Below are 21548 nucleotides of genomic sequence, written 5' to 3'. Positions count from 1 at the left end.
GGAGAGGATGCGCGAGCCTTTGTCATGGGCGTAATATGGCGAAACGTATCCACATTGTCAATACGGCCCGTGGGTAGAGGTGAGTCTGAAAAGGGGAAGGCGTTGCCCTCCGGGCCGCGCTCTCGGCTGCGCCGGAACCCCGCCAAAGGCGCGTTTCCGCCATTCGGCTTCAATCGCTAACGCAAAGAGCGGCGGTTGGTGGCCCTTCCGCTAATGAAGCCCCGCTCGGGTGAGCGAGACCGTGGCTTTGTCTGTTCACAGTGACAGCGGCAGGACCTTGACGATGGTCTCTCCAGTCTCGGCATCGACACCTTCAGCCGGGTTGCGCGCTGGGAATCTTGGATCGCCAGTTGGCGAGAACGGTCACATTGCACCGGCGGGGGATCGTCTTCGGCCCGCCGACGCCGGCCCTGCGAAGAAGGCGAAGATCGGGAAGCCCCCCGTGTCTGCCCGTGGACGGTGGACGGTGGAAGGCCCTTGCCGTCGAAGGCCAGGGTAAGTTGACGCGGCCGGAGGTTTGCTACCGTTCTCATGTCCGGCGCGGAGGCCGACCGCCACCAGTGTCGTGTTCCTCGGATTTCCCTGACAGCCACGCCACAGCGTCCTCGAATGGATTGGGTCTGACCGAAGACCGGCTCCGCCTCGCTCGTCTTCCCGCAACGCCCGTCGCCAGCTTTTTCCCGCCGCCTGCGGCTTTGCATCGCGAAGCAAAAAAGCCGTCGCCGTCCGCCTTCCACTTCGTTCCAGCCCTGACTGGTGCGGGGCCGATCGTCCCCGGTCGCACGACCACCATCGAGGTCGCGATAGGCGCGGCCGGATGCGAAAAGGAACACGGCAATGGCGACCATCGGCACCTTCACCAAGAACGAAAACGGCTCGGCTGGCTTCACCGGCGCGTGATCGGCCCCCATCGGGTGGTCCGGGTTGATTGTTAGTTCATGGTCGGCCTGGGCGCCACCCTGAGCATGGCCGGCGGAGATGGTCGGGGTTTCGCAGCCGGCCATGCGGCGAAGGCGGGCACGAAGACCTCCGGCGCCGGGGGCTTGTAGCCGATTGATCCGTGCGGGCGCACAGTATTGTAATGCCTTCTCCAGCTTTCGATGATGACCTGAGCTTCCTTGAGCGAGTAGAAGATCTCTCCGTCGAGCAGCTCGTCTCGGAAGCGAGCGTTGAACGACTCGACGTAGCCGTTCTCCCACGGGCTGCCTGGGGCAATATAGGCGGTCTTTGCTCCAACCGCCGTGATCCAGTCTTGCACAGCCTGGGCGATGAACTCGGGGCCGTTGTCCGAACGGATGTGACCAGGCACGCCGCGCAGGATGAACAGGTCGGACAGAACGTCAATGACGTCGGTCGAGTTGAGCTTGCGCGCGACCCGGATGGCCAGGCACTCCCGGGTGAACTCGTCGACGACATTGAGGGTCCTGAACTTGCGGCCGTCATGCGTGCGATCCTCGACAAAGTCGTACGACCAGACGTGATCGCGGTGCTCGGGCCGGAGGCGAATGCAGGAGCCGTCGTTGAGCCAGAGACGTCCCTTCTTCGGCTGCTTGGCCGGCACCTTCAGCCCTTCGCATCGCCAGATGCGCTCGACCCGCTTGTCGTTTACCAGCCACCCGGCATCGCGCAGCAACGCCGCGATCTTGCGATAGCCGTAGCGGCCGTACTGCCGCGCCAGCTCGATGATGTCGCCCGTCAACGCCTCTTCGTCGTCAAAGCCCCGCGGCGCCTTGCGCTGCGTCGAGCGGTGCTGACCGAGCGCCGCACAGACGCGGCGCTCGGAGACAGGCAAATGCTGTCGCACATGCTCGATGCAGACGCGCCGGCGCGCGGGGCTCAGAAGTTTCCCGAGGCCGCCTCCTTCAGAATCAGCTTGTCGAGCGTGAGGTCGGCGATCGCCTTGCGAAGCCGCATGTTCTCCGTCTCCAGCTCCTTCAGGCGCTTGACCTGGTCAAGCTTCAAGCCGCCGAACTCCTTCCGCCACCGGTAGTAGGTGACCTCGTTCACCCCGATCGAGCGAACCGAGTCCGCAACGGTCTTCCCCTGTGAGACCAACACGTCGACCTGACGCAGCTTGCTCACGATCTCTTCAGGCTTCGGTCGTCTTCCCATCGATCCATCCTCCAGGCTCGAAAGCCATACATCGGGATGGACCACTTCAAGGGGGGACGATCACATGCTTCTATTCGAGAGGCGGCATCGCGGTGTTCGATTGACTGAGGCTGGCCGTGTATTCGTCGACGAAATTACAATGGGGATCGAACATCTCGATCACGCGGTGCAAACCGCGGGTGCTATTTCCAATGGTACAGAAGGGCGGCTTGCTATTGGGCTGCATACGTCCATCGCCTTCGGGTTTCTTGCCGATCTGCGATACCAATACCGTGCCGCCTATCCGAAAATCGAACAGACCCTCCTAGAGGGGAAGTCGTCCGAAACGATCGCCTTGGTTCGGGACGGCAAGCTCGACGTCGCGTTTGTCGTGGGCCCGGTGGAAGCACCGGATTGCCATTCCCGTGAATTATGGAGTGAAGGGCTCGTCATCGCTCTACCAGCGGATCACCCCTTGGCATCGTGTCCGTCCGTGGCATGGGCAGACCTTGCGCCGGAAGTTTTCATCGTCCGGCATGGTGGCTCGGGCCCACAGGTATTTGAGCATGTCGTGCGCCGCGTTGTCGAACGGGAACGGTCGCCGCATGTTAATCGCCTTGACGTTGGCCGCGACACGCTCATGCACATGGTCGCGGCAGGCGACGGCATAACGCTAACCAGCGAAGCCACTGCGCACTTCCCGTTTCCCGGGGTAGTGTTCCGCCCGATCGCCGACGAGCCGGAACAGGCCAAATTCCGCGCCGTGTGGTCTCCGCACAATCGCAGCCAAGCGCTCAAGAACTTGCTCAGCCTCGCGACCGAGATGGGGCGCTCAACCTGATTTCGTCACAAGCTCGCGCGGTTCGACACCCAGCGCTTCCGCGATCTGGCCGAGGACGGTGACGCTCGCGGATACATCGGCGCGCTCGATCGCCCCGATATAGCGCGCGCTCAGACCAGCGCTGTCGGCCAACTCCTCCTGCGTCAGTTGCTTGTCATGACGTATCCGACGCAGATTGATCGCCATGATCTCCTTGAGATCCATGGCGAGAGCGGAGCCTGAACAGGAATGATCGTTCCAGGAACGATAGTTCCGATTCGTCGCGACATGTGATATTCATGGCATCGCTTCGACTATTGGCGGCGTCACGATGCTTGGCGGAACTGAGTCGCCAGACATCAACCGTCTCACAACAGAAGCAAACGTGAGGTAATCATCAGTCCGAGCCGCGGTGCCGGAAGGAGGCCGCAAATGCGCGTCAGACGCGAACTCGATCCCGATGTCAATGACCTGGCCCCCATGGAGCCGGACGTGACCCTCTATGACGAGGCGCATTTCGTCACCTATCTGCGCCTGCTGGACGCCGAGACGGACGGTGCCGACTGGACGGAGGTGGCGCGGATCGTGCTGCATCGTGATCCACTGGCGGATCAAGACCGGACCAAGGCGTGCTGGGAAAGTCATCTCGGCCGCGCGCAGTGGATGACGAAGATCGGCTACCGGCGGATATTGGAACAGGCCGTCGAAGAGGCCCTCAACATGGGGCGCTGACCCGTCCGATTTCTACGCCATGGTATCCGGCAGCACGCTCGTCACGCTTTCCTGTTGCTTGTCGCGAAACCGCCTATTCTCTGATCGGCTGCATCTCTTTTGCCGATTGGAGTCTTTATGTCGGGAAGTCGCGTCCTGTGGGGACAAGTCACCATCGTTTTCGCCATCGTACTGGCGACAACCTGGGGAGCGACCGAATGGACGGCATGGCGGCTTGGCTTTCAGGCCCAGCTCGGAACGCCATGGTTCAGCGTGGCCGGTTTCCCGTTCTATCTGCCACCGGCCTTCTTCTGGTGGTGGTACGCCTATGACGCCTATGCGCCGACGATCCTTATCGAAGGCGCCTACATCGCCGCGTCCGGCGGCTTCCTCGCCATTGCTGTTGCCATCGGCCTGTCGGTCTGGCGAGCGCGCGAAGCCAAAAATGTCGCCACCTATGGTTCGGCGCGCTGGGCGTCACCCGAGGAGGTGAAGGCCGCCGGACTGCTCGGCCCGGACGGCGTGGTGCTTGGGCGGCTCGATCGCGACTATCTGCGGCATGACGGACCGGAGCATGTCCTGTGTTTTGCGCCGACCCGTTCAGGCAAGGGCGTCGGACTCGTCGTGCCGACGCTGTTGACCTGGCCGGGCAGTGTCATCGTTCACGACATCAAGGGAGAGAACTGGGGTCTGACGGCTGGGTTTCGCGCAAGGCATGGCCGCGTTCTGCTGTTCGATCCGACCGATGCGAAGTCGTCGGCCTATAATCCGTTGCTGGAGGTCCGGCGCGGCGATTGGGAAGTCCGCGACGTTCAGAACATCGCCGACATCCTGGTCGATCCCGAAGGGGCGCTCGACAAGCGGAACCATTGGGAAAAGACCAGCCATTCGCTGCTGGTCGGTGTGATCCTGCACGTCCTCTATGCCGAAGCCGATAAGACGCTGGCGGGCGTCGCCAACTTTCTCTCCGATCCGAAGCGGCCCATGGAAGCGACGTTGCGCGCGATGATGTCCACGCCGCATCTGGGCGACGCCGGCGTCCATCCCGTCATCGCCTCGTCGGCGCGCGAACTGCTGAACAAATCCGACAACGAGCGATCGGGCGTACTCTCGACCGCCATGTCATTCCTCGGCCTTTACCGCGATCCTGTCGTGGCGAAGGTAACAGCACGCTGCGACTGGCGCATCGCGGATCTGGTTTCCGGCAAGCGTCCGGTCAGCCTCTACCTTGTGGTGCCGCCTTCCGACATCGCCCGCACCAAACCGCTGATCCGCCTGATCCTCAACCAGGTCGGGCGGCGGCTGACAGAGGAACTGAAGGCGTCGGGCAACCGTCACCGGCTGCTGTTGATGCTCGACGAGTTTCCAGCGCTGGGCCGGCTCGACTTCTTCGAGTCCGCGCTCGCCTTCATGGCCGGCTACGGCATCAAGAGTTTTCTGATCGCACAGTCGCTCAACCAGATCGAGAAGGCCTATGGCGCCAACAATTCGGTGCTCGACAACTGCCATGTCCGCGTCGCGTTCGCCACCAATGACGAGCGCACCGCCAAGCGGGTGTCGGATTCGCTCGGTACCGCGACGGAGATGCGTGATTCCACCAACTATGCAGGCCACCGGCTGTCTCCCTGGCTCGGCCACCTCATGGTCTCGCGCCAGGAGACAGCGCGTCCGCTGCTCACCCCCGGCGAGGTGATGCAACTGCCACCCGCCGACGAACTGCTGCTGGTTGCGGGCGTCCCGCCTATCCGGGCAAGGAAGGCACGGTATTACGAGGACGCCCGGTTCAAGGAGCGATTGCTCCCGCCGCCAAACCTTTCCGCCAACGGCAGAGCGCCGAAGGCGTCATCCGCTGACGACTGGTCGGCGCTGACGATTGTCACGGCAGCCGCATCGCCTGCGCCCACGCCACCGGCCATCACCGAGGTCGATCCGACCAATGCCGGCATCCGCCGCGAGCCTGAACTGCCCGAGCATGAGGAGGTCGTGCTGGAACAACGCCCGGCCACGCATGAGTTCGACGTGCTCGACGACGAACCGGATGTGGACGCCGCCAAGGCCCGCACCATGCGCCAGCAGGTCACGTCCAACGCTCGGCAGGCGACCATGGACCTCGCCGATGGCATTGAACTTTAGGAGACGCCGCCATGCAGACGAAAACACGCATGAACGTCTATTTCGAGCCGGCTCTGTTGAAGAAGGTCGAGGCTCTGGCGCTCCGCCGCAACCTCTCAAAATCCGCCGTCATCGAGGCGGCGGTCGCGTCCTTCCTCTCGGCCGATGCGTCCGAACGGCTGGAGGCCGTCTTCGCACGTCGCATGGACAAACTCGGTCGTCAGGTCGAGGGATTGGACGAGGATCTCGCCATCCTCGGCGAGACCATGTCGCTGTTCATCCGCTTCTGGCTGACGGTCACGCCGCCGCTGCCAGATAGCGCCCAGTCTTCGGCGCGGGCGAAGGGCGCAGACCGCTTCGACGGGTTTCTGCAATCGCTTGGCCGGAAGCTGGCAACAGGCGATCGGTTCCTGAAGGATCTGTCGCGCGACATAGATTCGGGACGCGGCATCGTTCCTGATATCAGCCGCTCGAAGTCTAACGGGGATGACGTCTAGAATTCAATCCCGCCGATTTCCGCCTTTTCTTCTCTAAGGCCGCCCAATGTTAGATACTTGTTGAACAGGCCTAATTTCCGGCTCTTTTAATCATCCCCGTCGGGAGAGCGTCTGTTCATCCCCACACGGAACGGGGATCATATGGCGGCATCGCATCACAATTCGGAAGGTCTGGCACGGGGCGCGCGGATGCTGCGCACCGCGCTCGGCCCGGCCATTGCCCGGTTTCTGGAAGACGCTTCCGTCGTCGAAGTAATGCTGAACCCGGACGGGCGGCTGTGGATCGACCGGCTGTCAGAAGGACTGTCCGACACGGGCGAGCGGCTATCACCGGCCGATGGCGAACGCATCGTGCGGCTGGTCGCACACCATGTCGGTGTCGAGGTCCATTCGGGCGCGCCGCGTGTCTCGGCTGAACTGCCCGAGACGGGCGAACGGTTCGAGGGCCTGTTACCCCCGGTCGTGTCCGCGCCCGCCTTCGCCATCCGCAAGCCGGCTGTCGCTGTGTTCACGCTCGATGATTATGTCGCCGCCGGGATCATGGCGGCAGGCCAGGCCGAAGCGTTACGTTCGGCCGTCGCATCCCGCGCCAACATCCTCGTCGCCGGCGGCACCTCGACCGGCAAGACCACGCTCACCAACGCGCTACTGGCCGAAGTGGCGAAGACCGCTGATCGCGTCGTCATTATTGAGGATACGCGCGAGTTGCAATGCGCCGCGCCGAACCTCGTTTCCATGCGCACCAAGGATGGCGTCGCCTCGCTCTCCGATCTGGTCCGCTCGTCGCTCCGTCTGCGCCCCGATCGCATTCCGATCGGTGAGGTGCGCGGCCCGGAAGCGCTCGATCTCTTGAAAGCCTGGGGCACCGGCCATCCCGGCGGCATCGGCACCATCCACGCCGGCTCCTCGATCGGCGCGCTGCGCCGTATGGAGCAACTCATCCAGGAGGCCGTCGTCACCGTGCCGCGCGCGCTGATCGCCGAGACCATCGATCTCGTCGCCGTGCTCGCCGGTCGCGGATCGCAGCGCCGCCTTGTCGAACTCGCCCGTGTCGAGGGCCTCGGTCCTGATGGCGATTACCGCGTCGTGCCCGCCGGCAACATCTCGATGTCCGGGGGCGACAACATTCCGACTGTCCTCAACCCCAGCCCGCAAGGAGATCACGCATGATCCGTTCCCTTCGTCTTGTTCGCCGCCGCCTGACCATGACGGCGTCCATTGCCGTCATCACCATGATGACCGCCCCCGCCGCTTATGCCTCCGGTTCGTCGATGCCATGGGAAGCGCCGCTGCAATCGATCCTCCAGTCGATCGAAGGCCCCGTCGCCAAGATTATCGCCGTCATCGTCATCATATCGACCGGGCTGGCGCTGGCCTTCGGTGACACATCCGGCGGCTTCCGCCGTCTGATCCAGATCGTCTTCGGCCTGTCGATCGCGTTTGCCGCATCGAGCTTCTTCCTGTCGTTCTTCTCGTTCGGCGGCGGGGCATTGGTCTGATGGTAAATGCGGCCGAGATCGCTGGCTCGATGCCGGACCATGCCGTGCCGGGTTACGCCGTGCCGGTCCACCGGGCGCTGACCGAGCACATCCTGCTCGGCGGCGCGCCGCGTGGGCTTGCCATCCTTAACGGCACGCTGGCCGCCGCGCTCGGCCTAGGCCTACGCCTCTGGCTGGTCGGCGCGGTCATCTGGGCCATCGGCCATGTCGCGGCGATGTGGGCGGCCAAGCGCGATCCGATGTTCGTCGATGTGGTGCGCCGCCATCTGCGCATCCCCGGCCACCTGTCGGTTTGAGGGGGCGGTCATGATGAACCTCACTGAGTATCGCAATCGCAACACCCGCCTTGCCGACTTCCTGCCCTGGGTGGCCTTGGTCGGTGAAAGTGTGGTCCTCAACAAGGACGGCAGTTTTCAGAGGACGGCGCGGTTTCGTGGTCCCGATCTGGATTCCGCTGTGCCCGCCGAACTGGTTGCGGTCGCTGGCCGCCTCAACAACGCCTTCCGTCGATTGGGATCGGGCTGGGCAATCTTCGTGGAGGCACAGCGCCACGCCGCCGGCACCTATCCTGCCAGCCGCTTTCCCGATGCGGCATCGGCTCTGGTCGATGCCGAGCGCAAAGCCGATTTCGAAGAAGCCGGCTCCCATTACGAGTCCGACTACTTCCTGACCTTCACCTGGTTGCCGCCCGCCGAAGACGCGGCCCGTGCCGAGACCTGGCTGTATGAGGGCCGAGAGCGTTCCGGCGTCGATGCGCGCGAACTGCTGACCGGCTTTGCCGATCGCACCGACCGCGTGCTGCAACTGGTCGAAGGCTTCATGCCCGAATGCGTCTGGCTCGATGACGCCGAGACGCTGACCTATCTGCATGGCTGCGTCTCCACCAAACGCCACCGCGTCCGCGTGCCTGAAACGCCGGTCTATCTCGACGCGCTGCTGGCCGACCAGCCGCTGACCGGCGGCCTGGAGCCGATATTGGGTGACCAGCATCTGCGGGTGCTCACGATCGTCGGGTTTCCGACCGCGACCACACCGGGCCTGCTCGACGAACTCAACCGGCTGGCCTTTCCGTATCGATGGAGCACGCGCGCGATCCTGCTCGACAAGACGGACGCGACCAGGCTGCTGACGAAGATCCGCCGGCAATGGTTCGCCAAGCGCAAATCGATCGCCGCCATCCTCAAGGAGGTGATGACCAACGAGGCATCCGTCCTCGTGGACACCGATGCGTCGAACAAGGCGGCCGACGCCGACATGGCTTTGCAGGAACTCGGCGCGGACTATGCCGGCATGGCCTACGTCACCGCGACGGTGACGGTGTGGGATGCCGATCCGCGTCTTGCCGCCGAGAAGTTGCGGCTGGTCGAGAAGGTCATCCAGGGCCGCGACTTCACCGCGATGGCCGAGACGATTAACGCGGTGGACGCCTGGCTCGGCTCGTTGCCGGGACATGTCTACGCCAACGTCCGCCAGCCGCCGATTTCCACATTGAACCTCGCCCACATGATCCCGCTGTCGGCGGTATGGGCGGGGCCGGAATGGGACGAGCATTTTGCAGCGCCCCCACTGCTCTTCGGCAAGACCGAAGGCTCGACCCCGTTCCGGTTATCCGTTCACGTCGGCGATGTTGGCCATACGCTGATCGTCGGTCCGACAGGTGCGGGCAAATCCGTGCTGCTGGCGCTGATGGCCTTGCAGTTCCGGCGCTATACGGGCGCGCAGGTGTTCGCCTTCGACTTCGGCGGCTCGATCCGCGCCGCCGCCCTCGCCATGGGCGGCGACTGGCATGACCTCGGCGGCAATCTTTCGGAAGGGGCGGTCGATAGCGTGTCCCTTCAGCCGCTCGCCCGCGTCGATGACGTGCCCGAGCGGGCATGGGCCGCCGACTGGATCGTCGCTATCCTGATACGCGAAGGCGTTCCCATTACGCCTGACGTGAAAGAGTATATCTGGACGGCGCTGACATCGCTTAGCACCGCGCCGGTCGAAGAACGGACGATCACCGGCCTTGCGGTCCTGCTTCAATCCAACGACCTCAAGCAGGCGCTGCGACCCTATTGCGTCGGCGGACCCTACGGCCGGTTACTCGATGCCGAGCGTGAATATCTTGGATCGGCCACGGTCCAGGCGTTCGAGACCGAGGGCCTGATCGGCACGGATGCCGCGCCCGCCGTCCTATCCTACCTGTTCCATCGCATTGAAGACCGGCTCAATGGTGAGCCGACACTCATTATCATCGACGAAGGCTGGCTTGCGCTGGACGACGAAGGGTTCGCCGGCCAGCTCCGCGAATGGCTGAAGACGCTGCGCAAGAAGAACGCATCCGTCATCTTCGCCACGCAGTCGTTGTCGGACATTGACGGCAGTTCAATCGCGCCGGCCATCATCGAAAGCTGCCAGACCCGGCTTCTGCTCCCGAACGAGCGGGCGATCGAGCCGCAGATCACGGCCATTTATCGGCGCTTCGGCCTCAACGACCGCCAGATCGAGATCCTCGCGCGGGCCATGCCGAAGCGCGACTATTACTGCCAGTCGCGGCGCGGCAACCGGCTGTTCGAACTGGGCCTGTCGGACGTGGCGCTGGCGCTCTGCGCCGCATCCTCAAAAACCGATCAGGCCGAGATCGCCCGCATCGTCGCCGAGCATAGCCGCGACGGTTTCCTTGGCCCCTGGCTGCGCCATCGCGGTCTCGGCTGGGCCGCCGATCTCATTCCCAACCTCACCAACCTGGAGACACCCTCATGACCGTTCGTCGTTCGCGCGTGGCGCTATTCGCCGCGACCATCCTGTCCGTACCGCTGGCGCTATCGCCGATCGCCACGACGCCCGCCGCCGCGCAGTGGATCGTCTATGACCCCACCAACTATGTGCAAAACGTGCTGACGGCGGCGCGCTCGCTCCAACAGGTGACCAACCAGATCACCTCGCTGCAGAACGAGGCGACGATGCTGATCAATCAGGCCCGCAATCTCGCCAGCCTGCCATATTCCTCGCTTCAACAACTTCAGCAGTCGGTCCAGAAAACGCAAGCGCTTCTGCAACAGGCGCAGAACATCGCCTATGACGTTCAGCAGATCGACCGGGCCTTCCAGACCACCTATGGCGCAGCCTCGACCACGGCTTCCAGCGCATCGCTGATCGCAGACGCCAAATCCCGCTGGCAGAACTCGGTTTCTGGCCTTCAGGACGCGATGAAGGTGCAGGCCGGCGTCGTCGGCAATATCGACACCAACCGTGCGCAGATGTCGGCACTGGTCGGATCGAGCCAGTCGGCGACCGGGGCGCTTCAGGCGACGCAGGCCGGCAACCAGCTTCTCGCCCTTCAGGCGCAGCAACTCGCCGATCTCACCGCCGTCGTCGCCGCCAACGGGCGGGCGCAGGCGCTGCAATCAGCCGAACAAGCCGCCGCCGCCGAACAGGGCCGCGAGCAACGTCGCCGCTTCCTGACGCCGGGGACCGGCTATCAGGCCGGCAACGCCCAGATGTTCTACGGAAACTGAGGGCGGCGTGATGGACGGCAAGACCCTCGCGCGCATCGGCGCCGTCATCTTTGTCGCGGTGGCGATCACCGCAACAGCGATCGAGATGAACCGCCATGACGACCGGCAGAACAGCGTTGCGACGCAGGCACGCACAGTCACGGAGCGATATCCGCTGGACGCGGAACTGGCGCGGTGCAGCGGACTTGGCGAAGCCGGGCCACGCGATCCGGCCTGCCTGAGGGCATGGGCCGACAACCGCCGTCGCTTCCTTCGCGAACCGGCTCCGTCTGTATCTCCTGAGACGGCGACACCCACGACGCTATTCCCGAACGGACCGGCTCCTGCCGATCAGGGAACGCCCGCGGTCCAGCCTGAACCTGCCCAAGGCACCCCATTGCAGAATGGGAGCCACTGACCATGCAGGGCACCGGGGTCATCGACCATTTCCTTGAGGTCTTCACACGCTACATCGACGGCGGCTTCGGCCTGCTGCACGGCGAAGTGGCCTTCATCGCCACGACGCTGATCGTCATCGATGTGACGCTGGCAGCACTGTTCTGGTCGATGGGCGGCGACAACGACATTATCGGGCGGCTTATCAAGAAGACGCTGTTCGTCGGCGTCTTCGCTTATATTATCGGCAACTGGAACAACCTCGCGCGTATCATATTCGAGAGCTTTGCCGGCCTCGGACTGAAGGCGTCAGGCACCGGCTTCACGACGGCCAATCTGCTGCGCCCCGGCAAGGTGGCGCAGACCGGTCTCGATGCCGGCCGGCCGCTGCTCGATTCCATCTCGAACTTGATGGGCTATTGGTCTTTCTTCGAGAACTTCATTCAGATCGCCTGCATGTTGTTCGCCTGGGCGCTCGTGCTGCTGGCCTTCTTCGTACTGGCGATCCAGCTCTTCGTCACCCTGATCGAGTTCAAGCTGACGACGCTTGCCGGCTTCGTGCTTATACCGTTCGGCCTGTTCGGAAAATCCGCCTTCATGGCCGAACGGGTGCTCGGCAATGTCATATCGTCCGGCATCAAGGTGATGGTGCTCGCCGTCATCATCGGCATCGGCTCGACCTTGTTCTCCGAGTTCACCGCCGGGTTCGGCGGGGCCACACCATCGATCGATGATGCCATGGCAATCGTGCTGGCGGCGCTGTCGCTGCTCGGCCTCGGCATCTTCGGCCCGGGCATCGCCAACGGCCTCGTCGCCGGCGGCCCGCAGCTTGGTGCGGGCGCAGCGATTGGCACGGGGCTTGCGGCTGGCGGAATGGTCGCGGCAGGTGCGGCAACCGTTGGCGCGGTGGCATCGGGCGGTGCAGCCCTGGCCGCTGGTGCGGGTGCCGCCGCCCGTGGTGGCGCTGCCCTCGCGGGCGGTGCGTCTACCGCCTACAGCCTCGGCGCGGCCGGGCAATCCGGCGCCGCAGGTGTCGCGTCCGGCTTCGGCAATGTCGCCAGCACGGGCGCGCAGGCTGCGGTGTCGCCGCTTAAGCGCGCGGCTTCCAAAGCCGCCGACAGCATGACGTCGAGCTTCCAGTCGGGCGCCCGTGCGGCCGTCGAGACCACAGGCGGCGCGGTCGGTGGTGATGCCGCCGAGGGCGAAGCTGCCGCCGCGACCGGCACGGCATCGTCCGCCCCAGACCAGCCGCCCGATTGGGCCAAGCGCATGAATCGCTCGCGAGCCGTGTCGCACGGCGTCGAGGCCGCCGCCCACGCCGTCCGGTCCGGTGACGCCCATGGCGGGGGCTCCTCCGTCAACCTCTCCGAAAGCGACCTCTGATGAATCTCTTCAAACGACCCGCGACCCATTACGGCAAGACGCCCGAGCCGGAGACGCCCTACCAGCGCGCCGCCCAGGTCTGGGACGACCGGATCGGCTCCGCCCGCGTGCAGGCGAAGAACTGGCGGCTGATGGCCTTCGGTTCTCTCGCCTTGTCGGCAGGACTGTCCGCCGCACTCGTCTGGCAATCCGCCAATGGTTCAATCGTGCCGTGGGTGGTGCAGGTGGACAAGCTCGGGGCGTCGCAGGCTGTCGCCCCGGCGACCGCCGACTATCGGCCGACCGATCCGCAGATCGCCTTCCACCTCGCGCGCTTCATCGAGGAGGTCCGAAGCATTCCGGCCGACGCGATCATCGTCCGCCAAAACTGGCTGCGGGCCTACGACTTCACCACGCAAGGCGGCGCACTGGCGCTCAACGACTACGCCCGCGCCAATGACCCGTTCACCAAGGTCGGCAAGACGCAGGTCGCCGTCGATGTCTCCAGCGTGATCCGCGCATCGCCCGACAGTTTCCGGGTCGCCTGGGTTCAGCGGACCTATCAGGACGGTTCGCTCGCATCGACCGAGCGCTGGACCGCGATCCTCACCATCGTCGTGCAGCCGCCGCGCGACGCTGAAAAACTCCGCGCCAATCCGCTCGGAATCTACGTCAACGCCATCAATTGGTCGAAGGAGCTAGGACAATGACGCCCATCTTCCGCAACGTCGCCCTCGACAGAAATGGAAGACCGGCTTTCCGTAAATCCGCTTTCCCGCTTCTCCTCGTTTGCACCTCCGCGCTGGCCGGTTGCGCGACAGCGGTGAAACCGCCGGAAATCTCATACGACAATGCCGTGCCCGCCGTGCAGACGGTCGATCCGCCGGCGCCGGTCAGGGTGGTGGAGCTGCCGAAGCTACTGCCGCTGCCCGGCCAGTTGAAGCCAATCGGTAAGGGCGACAAGCCGACGCCCGAACTGCCGGACCCGGCGGCCCGTGTGAACGAGGCCAATGCCGCCGCACGGATGCAGCCGGTCAGGAACGGCTTCATCAACGCCATCCAGATCTACCCGTTCGTCGATGGCGCGCTCTATCAGGTCTATACCTCACCGGGTCAGATCACCGACGTCACGCTTCAGCCCGGCGAGACGCTGGTCGGCTCCGGCCCGGTCGCCGCCGGGGACACGGTACGCTGGATCATCGGCGACACCGAGAGTGGCACGGGCGCAACCAAACAGGTGCATATCCTGGTCAAGCCGACGCGGGCGGAATTGATGACCAATCTCGTCATCAACACCAATCTGCGCACCTACCATATCGAGCTTCGTTCGACCGAGAAGACATACATGGCCTCGGTATCCTGGCAGTATCCGCAGGACCAATTGATCGCGCTGCGTCGCCAGAATGCCCAGGCCGAAGCAATACAGCCCGTCGCGTCGGGCGTGGATCTCGCCAATGTCAATTTCCGCTATGAGATCGCGGGCGATCGTGCGCCGTGGCGTCCTTTGCGCGCCTTCGACGACGGAAGGCAGGTGTTCATCGAGTTCCCGAGCGGCATCGCGCAGGGCGAGATGCCGCCGCTCTTCGTCGTCGGCCCCGAGGGCGACACCTCCGAACTGGTGAACTACCGCGTGCGCGGGAACTACATGATCGTTGATCGGCTCTTCGCTGCCGCCGAGCTGCGCTTCGGTTCCGCCAAGGATCAAAAGCGCGTTCGCGTCACCCGGACCGATGGGAGGCCGGCATCGTGAGCGACATTGAGCCCGATAAGAAAGGGAGCCAGCCGGAAGCCTCCGGCGATGACGACGCCCGTGCGCTGACCGGCGAGCCGGCAGCCCCCATGCGTTTGCGCGCCGAACCGCCGCGCGTCACTCGCCTGTCGCGCAAGGCGCTGCTGGCGCTGGGGCTTGTCACCAGCGCGGGCGTAGGCGGCGCGTTCATCTATGCGCTCCAGAGCCAGCACGGCGGCAAGCCGAACGAGGAACTGTATTCGACCGACAATCGCTCGACCCCGGACGGTCTCAACAGTCTACCGAAGGACTATACCGGTCCGGTTCTCGGCCCAGCACTGCCCGGCGATCTCGGCCGTCCGATGCTTGCCGCGCAGAACCGAGGACAGGGCGTACCGACGCCGGGTATCGCCACGCAGCAACCAGGCCTTAGCGCCGAGGAGCAGCGGCGCGTGCAGGAACGGGAGGCGGCGAGAACAGCTCGTCTGTTCGCTTCGACCGAGACGCGCAATGCCACAATACCGGCGGCTACCACGACGAACGCCACCACGCCCATGCCGGATCTGACCACGCTCGGCCTCGCGCCGCAGCCGGCGACGCCATCGGCGCAGGACCGCCAGCTCGCCTTCCTCAACCAGACGCCCGACAAGCGCACCGTCTCGACCGATCGCGTTGCCGCGCCCGCCTCGGCGAACGTGCTTCAAGCCGGCGCTGTCATCCCGGCGGCGCTCATCACCGGCATCCGTTCCGATCTGCCCGGCCAGATCACGGCGCAGGTCACGGAAAACATCTATGACAGCCCGACAGGCCGCATCCTGCTCGTGCCGCAGGGCACGCGGATCATCGGTCAGTACGACAATGGCGTCGGTTTCGGCCAGCGTCGTATCCTGCTGGTCTGGAACCGCCTCATCATGCCCAACGGCCGTTCCATCGTGCTGGAGCGCCAGCCGGGTGCGGACGCCGAAGGTTATGCCGGGCTGGAGGATAGGGTCGATTATCACTGGGGTGAACTCTTCAAGGCCGCCGCACTCTCGACGCTGCTCAGTGTCGGCGCGCAGGCAGGATCATCTGGCAACGACAGCGATATCGTTCAGGCGCTGCGACAGGGCGCGTCGCAAAGCGTCAGCCAGACCGGCCAGCAGATCGTCAGCCGTCAGCTCAACATCGCGCCGACACTGACCATCCGGCCAGGCTTTCCTGTCCGAGTCCTTGTTACGCGCGATCTCGTACTTGAAGCATACGGAGCTACGCCATGACCAAGCTGAAACTTGGCCCCATTGCCGACGACAAGCCCGTGAAGGTCACGGTTGATCTTCCGGCGACGCTACACCGCGATCTTGCCGCCTACGCCGAAATCCTCGGCCGCGAGGCCGGTCATCCGCCAGCCGATCCCATTCGCCTGATCGTGCCGATGCTGGAGCGCTTCATCGCTACCGATCGGGCCTTCTCCAAGGCGCGGCGCAGCACGTCATCTTCAGGTGCGGGCGGGCAGTCGTGATGTCGACGACCGCCGATTTTCGTCGTGCTGATCGCAAAACCCGATCGAGGTTTCGCAATACGCCGTCTTCACAAATTGCGCGATCCGTTGTTGCTGGAAGACTTACGCGGCGTCAGGGCGAAGGATCGATTGTCGTTACGGTTGGTATTCTCACAAGGCGATATTCCCATGTTCCGGCGCGGCGCTGATCGTTCGCAAAGCCAGCTCCGTGTCGTGTCCGGTATACTGCCCGACGACCTCTACGACTATATCCCGCAGGACGACATCGAGACGCCTGCGCCTCGCATCGGCCGACCGCCCAAGCACGACGTCGAGACCTGGACCGTTACCGACGACTGGCCCGAACGGGTGCCGGTGACGGACGCCGAGATCGACCTGTTCGAAGCGTGGTTCGGCGACATCTTCGACGAGTTGCTCGGCAAGTCAGTCTGATCCAGCGGGTAGGCATCGGTTCTGGAGGCACATCTTCCCTTGAAATAGTTATATTACTATGATAACTAATGCGGCGATTACCTGTTCGCCGTTTGACACGTTTGTCGGGTCGGCGAGTGCCAGCATGAAGGCTCTGCGCCATGAAAATATTGAAGGTCGGCATTGCCGATTCCGAGGACATGAAGGCCCGCACGCTGCGCATCGCGCGCGGTGAGGAGAAACCGTCGCCGGGCGATCCGACCGCTTGGTTTGTCTCGACGGAATCTTTCTCCAAGGTATTGTCAGCTCCCAATCGCGAGATGCTGCGCCTCATCGCGACCGAGCAACCTGATTCCCTCGACGCCTTGGCCGCGCTGACGGGACGTGCAAAATCAAATCTCTCGCGCACCCTCAAGGCCATGATCGGTTACGGACTGATCCGCATGGTGCGTGATGGCCGCAAGCTCGCACCCAAACTTGTCTACGATCGTGTCATGCTGGAACTGGCCTTGACCGGCCGTCGCCAAGCGTCGCGGCCGAAGGAGACTATTCATGAATAAAGAAGCTCCCTTGGTCGCCACACGCGCCGCTCTGTATCTCCGCGTCTCGACGACCCGGCAGGCCGAGCACGATGTCTCGATCCCCGACCAGAAGCGGCAGGGCGAAGCCTATTGCGTCACGCGCGGTTATCAACTCATCGACACCTTCGTCGAACCGGGCGCATCTGCCACCAACGATCGCCGTCCTGAGTTTCAGCGCATGATCGAGGCGGGGACATCCAAGCCCGCGCCCTTCGACATCGTCGTCGTCCACTCGTTCAGCCGCTTTTTCCGCGATCACTTCGAGTTGGAGTTCTACGTCCGCAAGTTGGCCAAGAACGGCGTCAAGCTCGTCTCCATCACCCAGGAAATGGGCGACGATCCAATGCACGTCATGATGCGCCAGATCATGGCGCTGTTCGACGAGTATCAGTCGAAGGAGAACGGCAAGCACGTCATACGCGCTCTCAAGGAGAACGCGCGGCAGGGCTTCTGGAACGGCGCGTTACCGCCAATCGGCTATCGCATCGTTGCGGCCGAGCAGCGCGGGTCCAAGACCAAGAAGAAGCTGGAGATCGATCCGCTGCACGCCGACACGGTGCGGCTGATCTATCGGTTGGCGCTGGAGGGGAACGGCACATCCGGCCCGATGGGCGTCAAGGCCATCGTCAGCCATCTGAATGCGCGCCGCATCTTCACCCGTGACGGCGGGCGTTGGGGCATCGGCCAGCTTCACCGCATCCTGACCCGGCGCACCTATATCGGCGAGCATGAGTTCAACAAGCGCGGCAAATCCAAGGAATTGAAACCGGTCAGCGAGATCGTCATGGTTTCCGTGCCGCCGCTGATCGACACGGACACCTTCGACGCGGTGCAGGCGCATTTGCGGGCGCGCAATCCCAAGGTCACGCCGCCGCGCGTGGTCAGCGGGCCAACCTTGCTCACCGGCATCTGCTTTTGCAAGAAGTGCGGCGGGGCCATGACCATCCGCACGGGCAAGGGCGGGCGCTATCGCTACTACACTTGCTCGATCAAGGCGCGGCAGGGCGAGACCGGCTGCTCGGGCCGCTCGATCCCGATGGAGAAGCTCGACACCATCGTCGCCAGCCATATCGAGGATCGACTGCTCCACCCCGATCGGCTGGAAGAGGTGTTGTCCTCGGTTCTCGACCGTCGGCATGAACGAGCAGAACGGCGGCAGGAACATATCGCAGAATTGAACCGCCGCGCGGCCGAGACCGACCTGCGGCTGAAGCGCCTCTATGACGCGATCGAATCAGGCGTGGCCGATCTGTCCGACCCGGCGCTGAAAGACCGTATCACCGGTTTGAAGGCGCTCCGCGACCAGGCGCAGGTCGATGCCGAGCGGGCGCAAGCCATGCTCGAAAACTCCGGCAATCAGGCCGTCACACCCGCCGCAGTGCGCCGCTTTGCTAACGTAGCACGCCAGCGCATCCGGCTCGACGGGGGCGGCTATCGGCGGGATCACCTGCGCGCCTTCGCCCAGCGCGTCGAGGTCGGCGAAACCGAAGTGCGCATCATGGGATCGAAAGGAGAGCTGCTTCGCACGCTCACCGCCGTTTCCGGAGGGAAATCGGCGGCAATCGGCGTGCCCAGTTTGGGACTGAAGTGGCGGAGAGGGAGGGATTCGAACCCCCGATAGGCTTGCACCTATGCCGCATTTCGAGTGCGGTGCATTCGACCACTCTGCCACCTCTCCGCGGGCGTCGATGGTTCACATCGGCGTGGTCGGGTCGCACCTAGCACGCTGGGAATGGCTTCACAACCCATGGACGCGCGATCGGGCCTCGCATGTTGGATCGACCGCGCAATCGGGATTTGTGTCAAACGCTTGACAGACGGGTCATCGGAGCCTATGCGACCCTTGCACCAAGTTGCGGCTTCGCCGCACCCTGTCCAATCCTTCGTTCCCGTTCATTCGGCCGAAGTCGAGGATGCGAGCTTGGGGCACCCATTGCTGGTCCACTGCAAAGAAGCCGATCACGGGCATGTCGCTCGGAGTATCGGGATTGAACACGAGGAAAACGATGTTCGCAGTTATTAAGACCGGCGGTAAGCAGTATCGCGTTACCGCCGACGACAAGATTACGGTCATGACCCTCGCGGGTGAAGCGGGCGACACGGTGTCGTTCGAGGTGTTGAGCTTCTTCGACGGCGAGACGGTCGAGATCGGCGCGCCTCTGGTTGAGGGTGCGAGCGTATCGGCCCAGATCGTCGAGCATGATCGCGGCCCGAAAGTGATCGCGTTCAAGAAGCGCCGCCGCAAGAACTCGCGTCGCAAGCGCGGCCATCGCCAGGACCTCACGATCGTCCGGATCACGGATATCCTGGTCGGCGGCCAATCGCGACGCCCGGCTAAGGCGGCTACTCCGGCGGCTCCCGTCGCGGAAACCGCGGCAGGCTGATCCATCGGCCGCAGCATGCTGCGGCCCGTTTCATTCGAGGCCGGTTTCGCCGGTCGCACTATCGAAGATTTCGGAGCACCACAATGGCTCACAAAAAAGCAGGCGGCTCGTCCCGCAACGGTCGTGACTCGGACGGCCGTCGTCTGGGCGTCAAGAAATTCGGCGGCGAAGCTGTGCTCGGCGGCAACATTATCGTGCGCCAACGCGGCACGAAGTGGCATCCCGGCGCCAATGTCGGCTGTGGCAAAGACCACACGCTCTTTGCCCTCACCGACGGCAAAGTAGAATTCCAAACAAAAGGCAATGGTCGCGCCTATGTAGCGGTCCTGCCGCTCGCCAACGCAGCCGAATAGGTGGGAGCCTGACGAAGGACCCCACCGGCACTCAAAACCCCGGTGGACAAGGTTCTTCTCAGGCGAGCAGAACCGCTCTTTGATGCCAGACGGCATCCGATGAGCGAGCAAGTCCAGGCCCTCGAGGGCACCGTCCGCAAGGAACGGCAGAGGGGAGGTGAGTGTCACCTCCCCTTCGTCGTTTCAGGGGCACCGCGCGGCGGGCCCTTCAGGACTGGGAGCTTGGCATGTTTCCCGAACTCACACGGGACGATGTTTTCCGGCTAGAAACCCGGCGTTTGTGGCTGCGTTGGCCCGAGGTCGCGGATGCCGATGCCGTGACGACCTTTGCCAGCCATAAAGACGTGGCCGAGATGACGGCCCATATTCCACACCCCTACCCCAAGACCGAGGCGGCAAAACGCATTGATGGTTGGCGCAGCAAAAACGGCTCCGGCTTAGGTCTGAAGCTTCTGCTGACCCAGACCGGAGACGATCGGCAGCCGATCGGACTGATCGGGCTCGATCCCATCCCGACCGGGTTGTCACTTGGCTTCGTTCTATCGCCCACCCATGCCGGCCAGGGTCTCGCGACCGAAGCCGCGCAGGCGATGATCGATACGGCCTTCATGCTGTCGTCCGTGACCGCTCTCGAGGCCTCATGCCGTGTCATCAACTCGGCGGCGCGGCGCGTGCTCGAAAAGAGTGGTTTCGCTTACGAGGGCACGGCCCTTCAACATGCCCCGGCCCGCGAGGGTATGATCTCGTCCGATCGGTTCCGGTTGAGCCGCCGCACCTGGGTGAGCCTCAAACAGTGGCGCATGCCCCGTCTCGAGCCGCGCCCCCAAGCGGTTCTGGTCCCCGCGATGCCCGACATCGATCGCGTGTGAAAGAAACGGCGGAGCCGACACGCTCCGCCGCCTTACCGCCAACAGCGTCGCCCTCGAGGCACACATCCGAGATTTCCGCTGCAGCCGAGCCCACTCGGTACGTGCGGCATCTTTCCAGAGGAGACAATCCGCCGTAGTTTCGCCACGTCACCTTTGACGAGGCTACGGGGAAACACCATGGGCATTATCTGGACCATCATCATCGGGTTCATTGCGGGCATGATCGCGAAATTCATCATGCCGGGACCGAATGAGCCGAGCGGCTTCATTCTGACCACCATCCTCGGCATCGTCGGCGCCGTTGTAGCCACCTATCTGGGCCAAGCCGTCGGCTGGTATCACGAAGGCGAAGGCGCAGGATTTATTGGCGCGATCGTCGGTGCGATTATCGTGCTGGCCATCTATGGCTTCATCGCTCGCCGGTCGTCGGCGATCTGAAGTGACGTCGGCGCGACACGCGTCGATTGTCGATCGTCAAAAAGCCGGAAGCCACGTGTTTCCGGCTTTTTTTATCTCAGGTGAGTTGAGCCTTGATCGGGCAAAAGCCAGTTGCGCCGCGATAAGCCAGATAGGACCCGATCGCGAGGGCGGCGATGTTCAACAGGGGGTTGGGGCGCGGCTTGGCTGCGGCGGCTGCGAGAACGAGGCCGCCGACTACCGAGAGACTTCGCTCGCCCATGGAAATATTCTGGTGATCGTGCGATTCCATCGGAAGATTGGTCGACATCGTTTGTGCTCCTGTATGTGCAACGAGAG

At 63.7% G+C, this 21548-nt stretch carries 25 protein-coding genes and 1 tRNA gene; 22 read left to right on the top strand and 4 right to left on the bottom strand.

The annotated features are described in order from the left end of the window. Positions 1-931: 931 nt before the first annotated feature. A protein-coding gene (locus EY713_RS10795) for an IS3 family transposase (RefSeq protein ID WP_131113083.1) occupies positions 932-2112 on the bottom strand; the annotation gives its coding sequence in 2 pieces (ribosomal slippage) (positions 932-1851 and positions 1851-2112; 1182 coding nt in all). Positions 2113-2176: 64 nt separating this feature from the next. Between EY713_RS10795 and EY713_RS10790 the strand changes: the two genes are divergently transcribed. After that, positions 2177-2932 (top strand): LysR family substrate-binding domain-containing protein, encoded by a 756-nt coding sequence (locus EY713_RS10790; RefSeq protein WP_131114782.1) that lies wholly within the window; start codon positions 2177-2179, stop codon positions 2930-2932. Here the strand turns inward: EY713_RS10790 and EY713_RS10785 are convergent. Then, positions 2924-3136 carry a helix-turn-helix domain-containing protein gene (locus EY713_RS10785; protein WP_131114781.1) on the bottom strand — a complete coding sequence of 71 codons (213 nt, stop codon included), beginning with the start codon at positions 3134-3136 and terminating at the stop codon, positions 2924-2926. The two genes, EY713_RS10790 and EY713_RS10785, sit on opposite strands and share 9 nt — an antisense overlap. A gap of 207 nt (positions 3137-3343) precedes the next feature. Between EY713_RS10785 and EY713_RS10780 the strand changes: the two genes are divergently transcribed. The 17 genes from EY713_RS10780 (at position 3344) to EY713_RS10700 (ending at position 18807) form a co-directional block, all read left to right on the top strand. Beyond that, positions 3344-3643, top strand: coding sequence for a DNA -binding domain-containing protein (locus EY713_RS10780; RefSeq protein WP_131114780.1), 300 nt, complete (start codon positions 3344-3346; stop codon positions 3641-3643). Positions 3644-3760: 117 nt separating this feature from the next. Then, complete coding sequence (locus EY713_RS10775) at positions 3761-5755, top strand: conjugal transfer protein TraG (protein WP_131114779.1); 1995 nt, start codon at positions 3761-3763, stop codon at positions 5753-5755. A gap of 11 nt (positions 5756-5766) precedes the next feature. Beyond that, a complete protein-coding gene (locus EY713_RS10770) occupies positions 5767-6231 on the top strand; it encodes a ribbon-helix-helix domain-containing protein (protein WP_131114778.1) in 465 nt (154 codons plus the stop codon). 141 nt (positions 6232-6372) lie between these two features. Beyond that, positions 6373-7401, top strand: coding sequence for a P-type conjugative transfer ATPase TrbB (gene trbB / locus EY713_RS10765; protein ID WP_131114777.1), 1029 nt, complete (start codon positions 6373-6375; stop codon positions 7399-7401). Next, positions 7398-7730, top strand: a complete 333-nt coding sequence (locus tag EY713_RS10760) for a TrbC/VirB2 family type IV secretion system protein (RefSeq protein WP_131114776.1) — start codon at positions 7398-7400, stop codon at positions 7728-7730. Before trbB ends, EY713_RS10760 begins: the two co-directional genes overlap by 4 nt. Next, positions 7730-8026 (top strand): VirB3 family type IV secretion system protein, encoded by a 297-nt coding sequence (locus EY713_RS10755; protein ID WP_245572969.1) that lies wholly within the window; start codon positions 7730-7732, stop codon positions 8024-8026. Before EY713_RS10760 ends, EY713_RS10755 begins: the two co-directional genes overlap by 1 nt. Before the next feature lie 10 nt (positions 8027-8036). Further along, positions 8037-10475, top strand: a complete 2439-nt coding sequence (trbE, locus tag EY713_RS10750) for a conjugal transfer protein TrbE (RefSeq protein ID WP_131119565.1) — start codon at positions 8037-8039, stop codon at positions 10473-10475. Further along, positions 10472-11230 carry a P-type conjugative transfer protein TrbJ gene (trbJ, locus tag EY713_RS10745; protein ID WP_131114775.1) on the top strand — a complete coding sequence of 253 codons (759 nt, stop codon included), beginning with the start codon at positions 10472-10474 and terminating at the stop codon, positions 11228-11230. The genes trbE and trbJ overlap by 4 nt, the downstream gene beginning before the upstream one ends. Positions 11231-11240: 10 nt before the next feature. Further along, a complete protein-coding gene (gene trbK-alt / locus EY713_RS10740) occupies positions 11241-11627 on the top strand; it encodes a putative entry exclusion protein TrbK-alt (protein ID WP_131114774.1) in 387 nt (128 codons plus the stop codon). Between the two features lie 2 nt (positions 11628-11629). Then, positions 11630-12988 carry a P-type conjugative transfer protein TrbL gene (gene trbL / locus EY713_RS10735; protein WP_131114773.1) on the top strand — a complete coding sequence of 453 codons (1359 nt, stop codon included), beginning with the start codon at positions 11630-11632 and terminating at the stop codon, positions 12986-12988. Next, the gene (trbF, locus tag EY713_RS10730) at positions 12988-13677 is read left to right on the top strand and encodes a conjugal transfer protein TrbF (protein ID WP_131114772.1); all 690 of its coding nucleotides are present in this window, start codon (positions 12988-12990) and stop codon (positions 13675-13677) included. Before trbL ends, trbF begins: the two co-directional genes overlap by 1 nt. Then, positions 13674-14717 (top strand): P-type conjugative transfer protein TrbG, encoded by a 1044-nt coding sequence (gene trbG, locus EY713_RS10725; protein ID WP_131114771.1) that lies wholly within the window; start codon positions 13674-13676, stop codon positions 14715-14717. Before trbF ends, trbG begins: the two co-directional genes overlap by 4 nt. Continuing rightward, positions 14714-15952: a TraB/TrbI/VirB10 family type IV secretion system protein gene (locus EY713_RS10720; protein ID WP_131114770.1), complete on the top strand. Its 1239-nt coding sequence runs from the start codon at positions 14714-14716 to the stop codon at positions 15950-15952. Before trbG ends, EY713_RS10720 begins: the two co-directional genes overlap by 4 nt. Then, positions 15949-16194, top strand: a complete 246-nt coding sequence (locus EY713_RS10715) for a DUF2274 domain-containing protein (protein ID WP_131114769.1) — start codon at positions 15949-15951, stop codon at positions 16192-16194. The genes EY713_RS10720 and EY713_RS10715 overlap by 4 nt, the downstream gene beginning before the upstream one ends. A 24-nt stretch (positions 16195-16218) precedes the next feature. After that, entirely contained in the window at positions 16219-16626 is a 408-nt protein-coding gene (locus EY713_RS23565; RefSeq protein ID WP_131114768.1) for a hypothetical protein, read from the top strand. 140 nt (positions 16627-16766) lie between these two features. Beyond that, positions 16767-17165, top strand: a complete 399-nt coding sequence (locus EY713_RS10705; protein ID WP_131114767.1) for an HVO_A0114 family putative DNA-binding protein — start codon at positions 16767-16769, stop codon at positions 17163-17165. Next, positions 17158-18807: a recombinase family protein gene (locus EY713_RS10700; protein WP_131114766.1), complete on the top strand. Its 1650-nt coding sequence runs from the start codon at positions 17158-17160 to the stop codon at positions 18805-18807. The genes EY713_RS10705 and EY713_RS10700 overlap by 8 nt, the downstream gene beginning before the upstream one ends. Here EY713_RS10700 and EY713_RS10695 read toward each other — a convergent pair. Further along, a tRNA-Ser gene (locus tag EY713_RS10695) sits at positions 18775-18864 on the bottom strand. The genes EY713_RS10700 and EY713_RS10695 overlap by 33 nt on opposite strands. Positions 18865-19192: 328 nt before the next feature. On the opposite strand from EY713_RS10695, the gene rplU reads away from it, so the two are divergent. The 4 genes from rplU to EY713_RS10675 all read left to right on the top strand — a co-directional run bounded on the left by rplU (position 19193) and on the right by EY713_RS10675 (position 21230). Further along, positions 19193-19570: a 50S ribosomal protein L21 gene (rplU, locus tag EY713_RS10690; RefSeq protein ID WP_131114765.1), complete on the top strand. Its 378-nt coding sequence runs from the start codon at positions 19193-19195 to the stop codon at positions 19568-19570. A gap of 83 nt (positions 19571-19653) precedes the next feature. Further along, positions 19654-19923: a 50S ribosomal protein L27 gene (rpmA, locus tag EY713_RS10685; RefSeq protein ID WP_131114764.1), complete on the top strand. Its 270-nt coding sequence runs from the start codon at positions 19654-19656 to the stop codon at positions 19921-19923. 227 nt (positions 19924-20150) lie between these two features. Then, on the top strand, positions 20151-20792 hold the full coding sequence (locus EY713_RS10680) for a GNAT family N-acetyltransferase (RefSeq protein ID WP_210215331.1): 642 nt from the start codon (positions 20151-20153) through the stop codon (positions 20790-20792). A gap of 177 nt (positions 20793-20969) precedes the next feature. Next, positions 20970-21230, top strand: a complete 261-nt coding sequence (locus EY713_RS10675; protein WP_131114762.1) for a GlsB/YeaQ/YmgE family stress response membrane protein — start codon at positions 20970-20972, stop codon at positions 21228-21230. A gap of 76 nt (positions 21231-21306) precedes the next feature. Here EY713_RS10675 and EY713_RS10670 read toward each other — a convergent pair whose 3' ends face one another. Next, positions 21307-21519 (bottom strand): YgaP-like transmembrane domain, encoded by a 213-nt coding sequence (locus EY713_RS10670; RefSeq protein WP_131114761.1) that lies wholly within the window; start codon positions 21517-21519, stop codon positions 21307-21309. Positions 21520-21548: the final 29 nt, after the last annotated feature.

It is taken from the genome of Lichenihabitans psoromatis (assembly GCF_004323635.1).
Taxonomy (GTDB): Bacteria; Pseudomonadota; Alphaproteobacteria; order Rhizobiales; family Beijerinckiaceae; genus Lichenihabitans; species Lichenihabitans psoromatis.
This window is presented reverse-complemented; position numbering and strand designations above follow the sequence as displayed.

Bases quoted from the DNA above. Each gene is read 5' to 3' on its own strand.
- EY713_RS10755 (WP_245572969.1), top strand. From the start codon at position 7,730: ATGGTAAATGCGGCCGAGATCGCTGGCTCGATGCCGGACCATGCCGTG.
- EY713_RS10715 (WP_131114769.1), top strand. From the start codon at position 15,949: ATGACCAAGCTGAAACTTGGCCCCATTGCCGACGACAAGCCCGTGAAG.
- trbJ (WP_131114775.1), top strand. From the start codon at position 10,472: ATGACCGTTCGTCGTTCGCGCGTGGCGCTATTCGCCGCGACCATCCTG.
- EY713_RS10775 (WP_131114779.1), top strand. From the start codon at position 3,761: ATGTCGGGAAGTCGCGTCCTGTGGGGACAAGTCACCATCGTTTTCGCC.
- EY713_RS10675 (WP_131114762.1), top strand. From the start codon at position 20,970: ATGGGCATTATCTGGACCATCATCATCGGGTTCATTGCGGGCATGATC.
- EY713_RS10700 (WP_131114766.1), top strand. From the start codon at position 17,158: ATGAATAAAGAAGCTCCCTTGGTCGCCACACGCGCCGCTCTGTATCTC.
- rplU (WP_131114765.1), top strand. From the start codon at position 19,193: ATGTTCGCAGTTATTAAGACCGGCGGTAAGCAGTATCGCGTTACCGCC.
- EY713_RS10705 (WP_131114767.1), top strand. From the start codon at position 16,767: ATGAAAATATTGAAGGTCGGCATTGCCGATTCCGAGGACATGAAGGCC.
- EY713_RS10770 (WP_131114778.1), top strand. From the start codon at position 5,767: ATGCAGACGAAAACACGCATGAACGTCTATTTCGAGCCGGCTCTGTTG.
- EY713_RS10790 (WP_131114782.1), top strand. From the start codon at position 2,177: ATGCTTCTATTCGAGAGGCGGCATCGCGGTGTTCGATTGACTGAGGCT.
- trbL (WP_131114773.1), top strand. From the start codon at position 11,630: ATGCAGGGCACCGGGGTCATCGACCATTTCCTTGAGGTCTTCACACGC.
- rpmA (WP_131114764.1), top strand. From the start codon at position 19,654: ATGGCTCACAAAAAAGCAGGCGGCTCGTCCCGCAACGGTCGTGACTCG.
- EY713_RS10760 (WP_131114776.1), top strand. From the start codon at position 7,398: ATGATCCGTTCCCTTCGTCTTGTTCGCCGCCGCCTGACCATGACGGCG.
- EY713_RS10670 (WP_131114761.1), bottom strand. From the start codon at position 21,519: ATGTCGACCAATCTTCCGATGGAATCGCACGATCACCAGAATATTTCC.
- trbK-alt (WP_131114774.1), top strand. From the start codon at position 11,241: ATGGACGGCAAGACCCTCGCGCGCATCGGCGCCGTCATCTTTGTCGCG.
- trbE (WP_131119565.1), top strand. From the start codon at position 8,037: ATGATGAACCTCACTGAGTATCGCAATCGCAACACCCGCCTTGCCGAC.
- EY713_RS10785 (WP_131114781.1), bottom strand. From the start codon at position 3,136: ATGGATCTCAAGGAGATCATGGCGATCAATCTGCGTCGGATACGTCAT.
- trbG (WP_131114771.1), top strand. From the start codon at position 13,674: ATGACGCCCATCTTCCGCAACGTCGCCCTCGACAGAAATGGAAGACCG.
- EY713_RS10780 (WP_131114780.1), top strand. From the start codon at position 3,344: ATGCGCGTCAGACGCGAACTCGATCCCGATGTCAATGACCTGGCCCCC.
- EY713_RS10680 (WP_210215331.1), top strand. From the start codon at position 20,151: ATGTTTCCCGAACTCACACGGGACGATGTTTTCCGGCTAGAAACCCGG.
- trbF (WP_131114772.1), top strand. From the start codon at position 12,988: ATGAATCTCTTCAAACGACCCGCGACCCATTACGGCAAGACGCCCGAG.
- trbB (WP_131114777.1), top strand. From the start codon at position 6,373: ATGGCGGCATCGCATCACAATTCGGAAGGTCTGGCACGGGGCGCGCGG.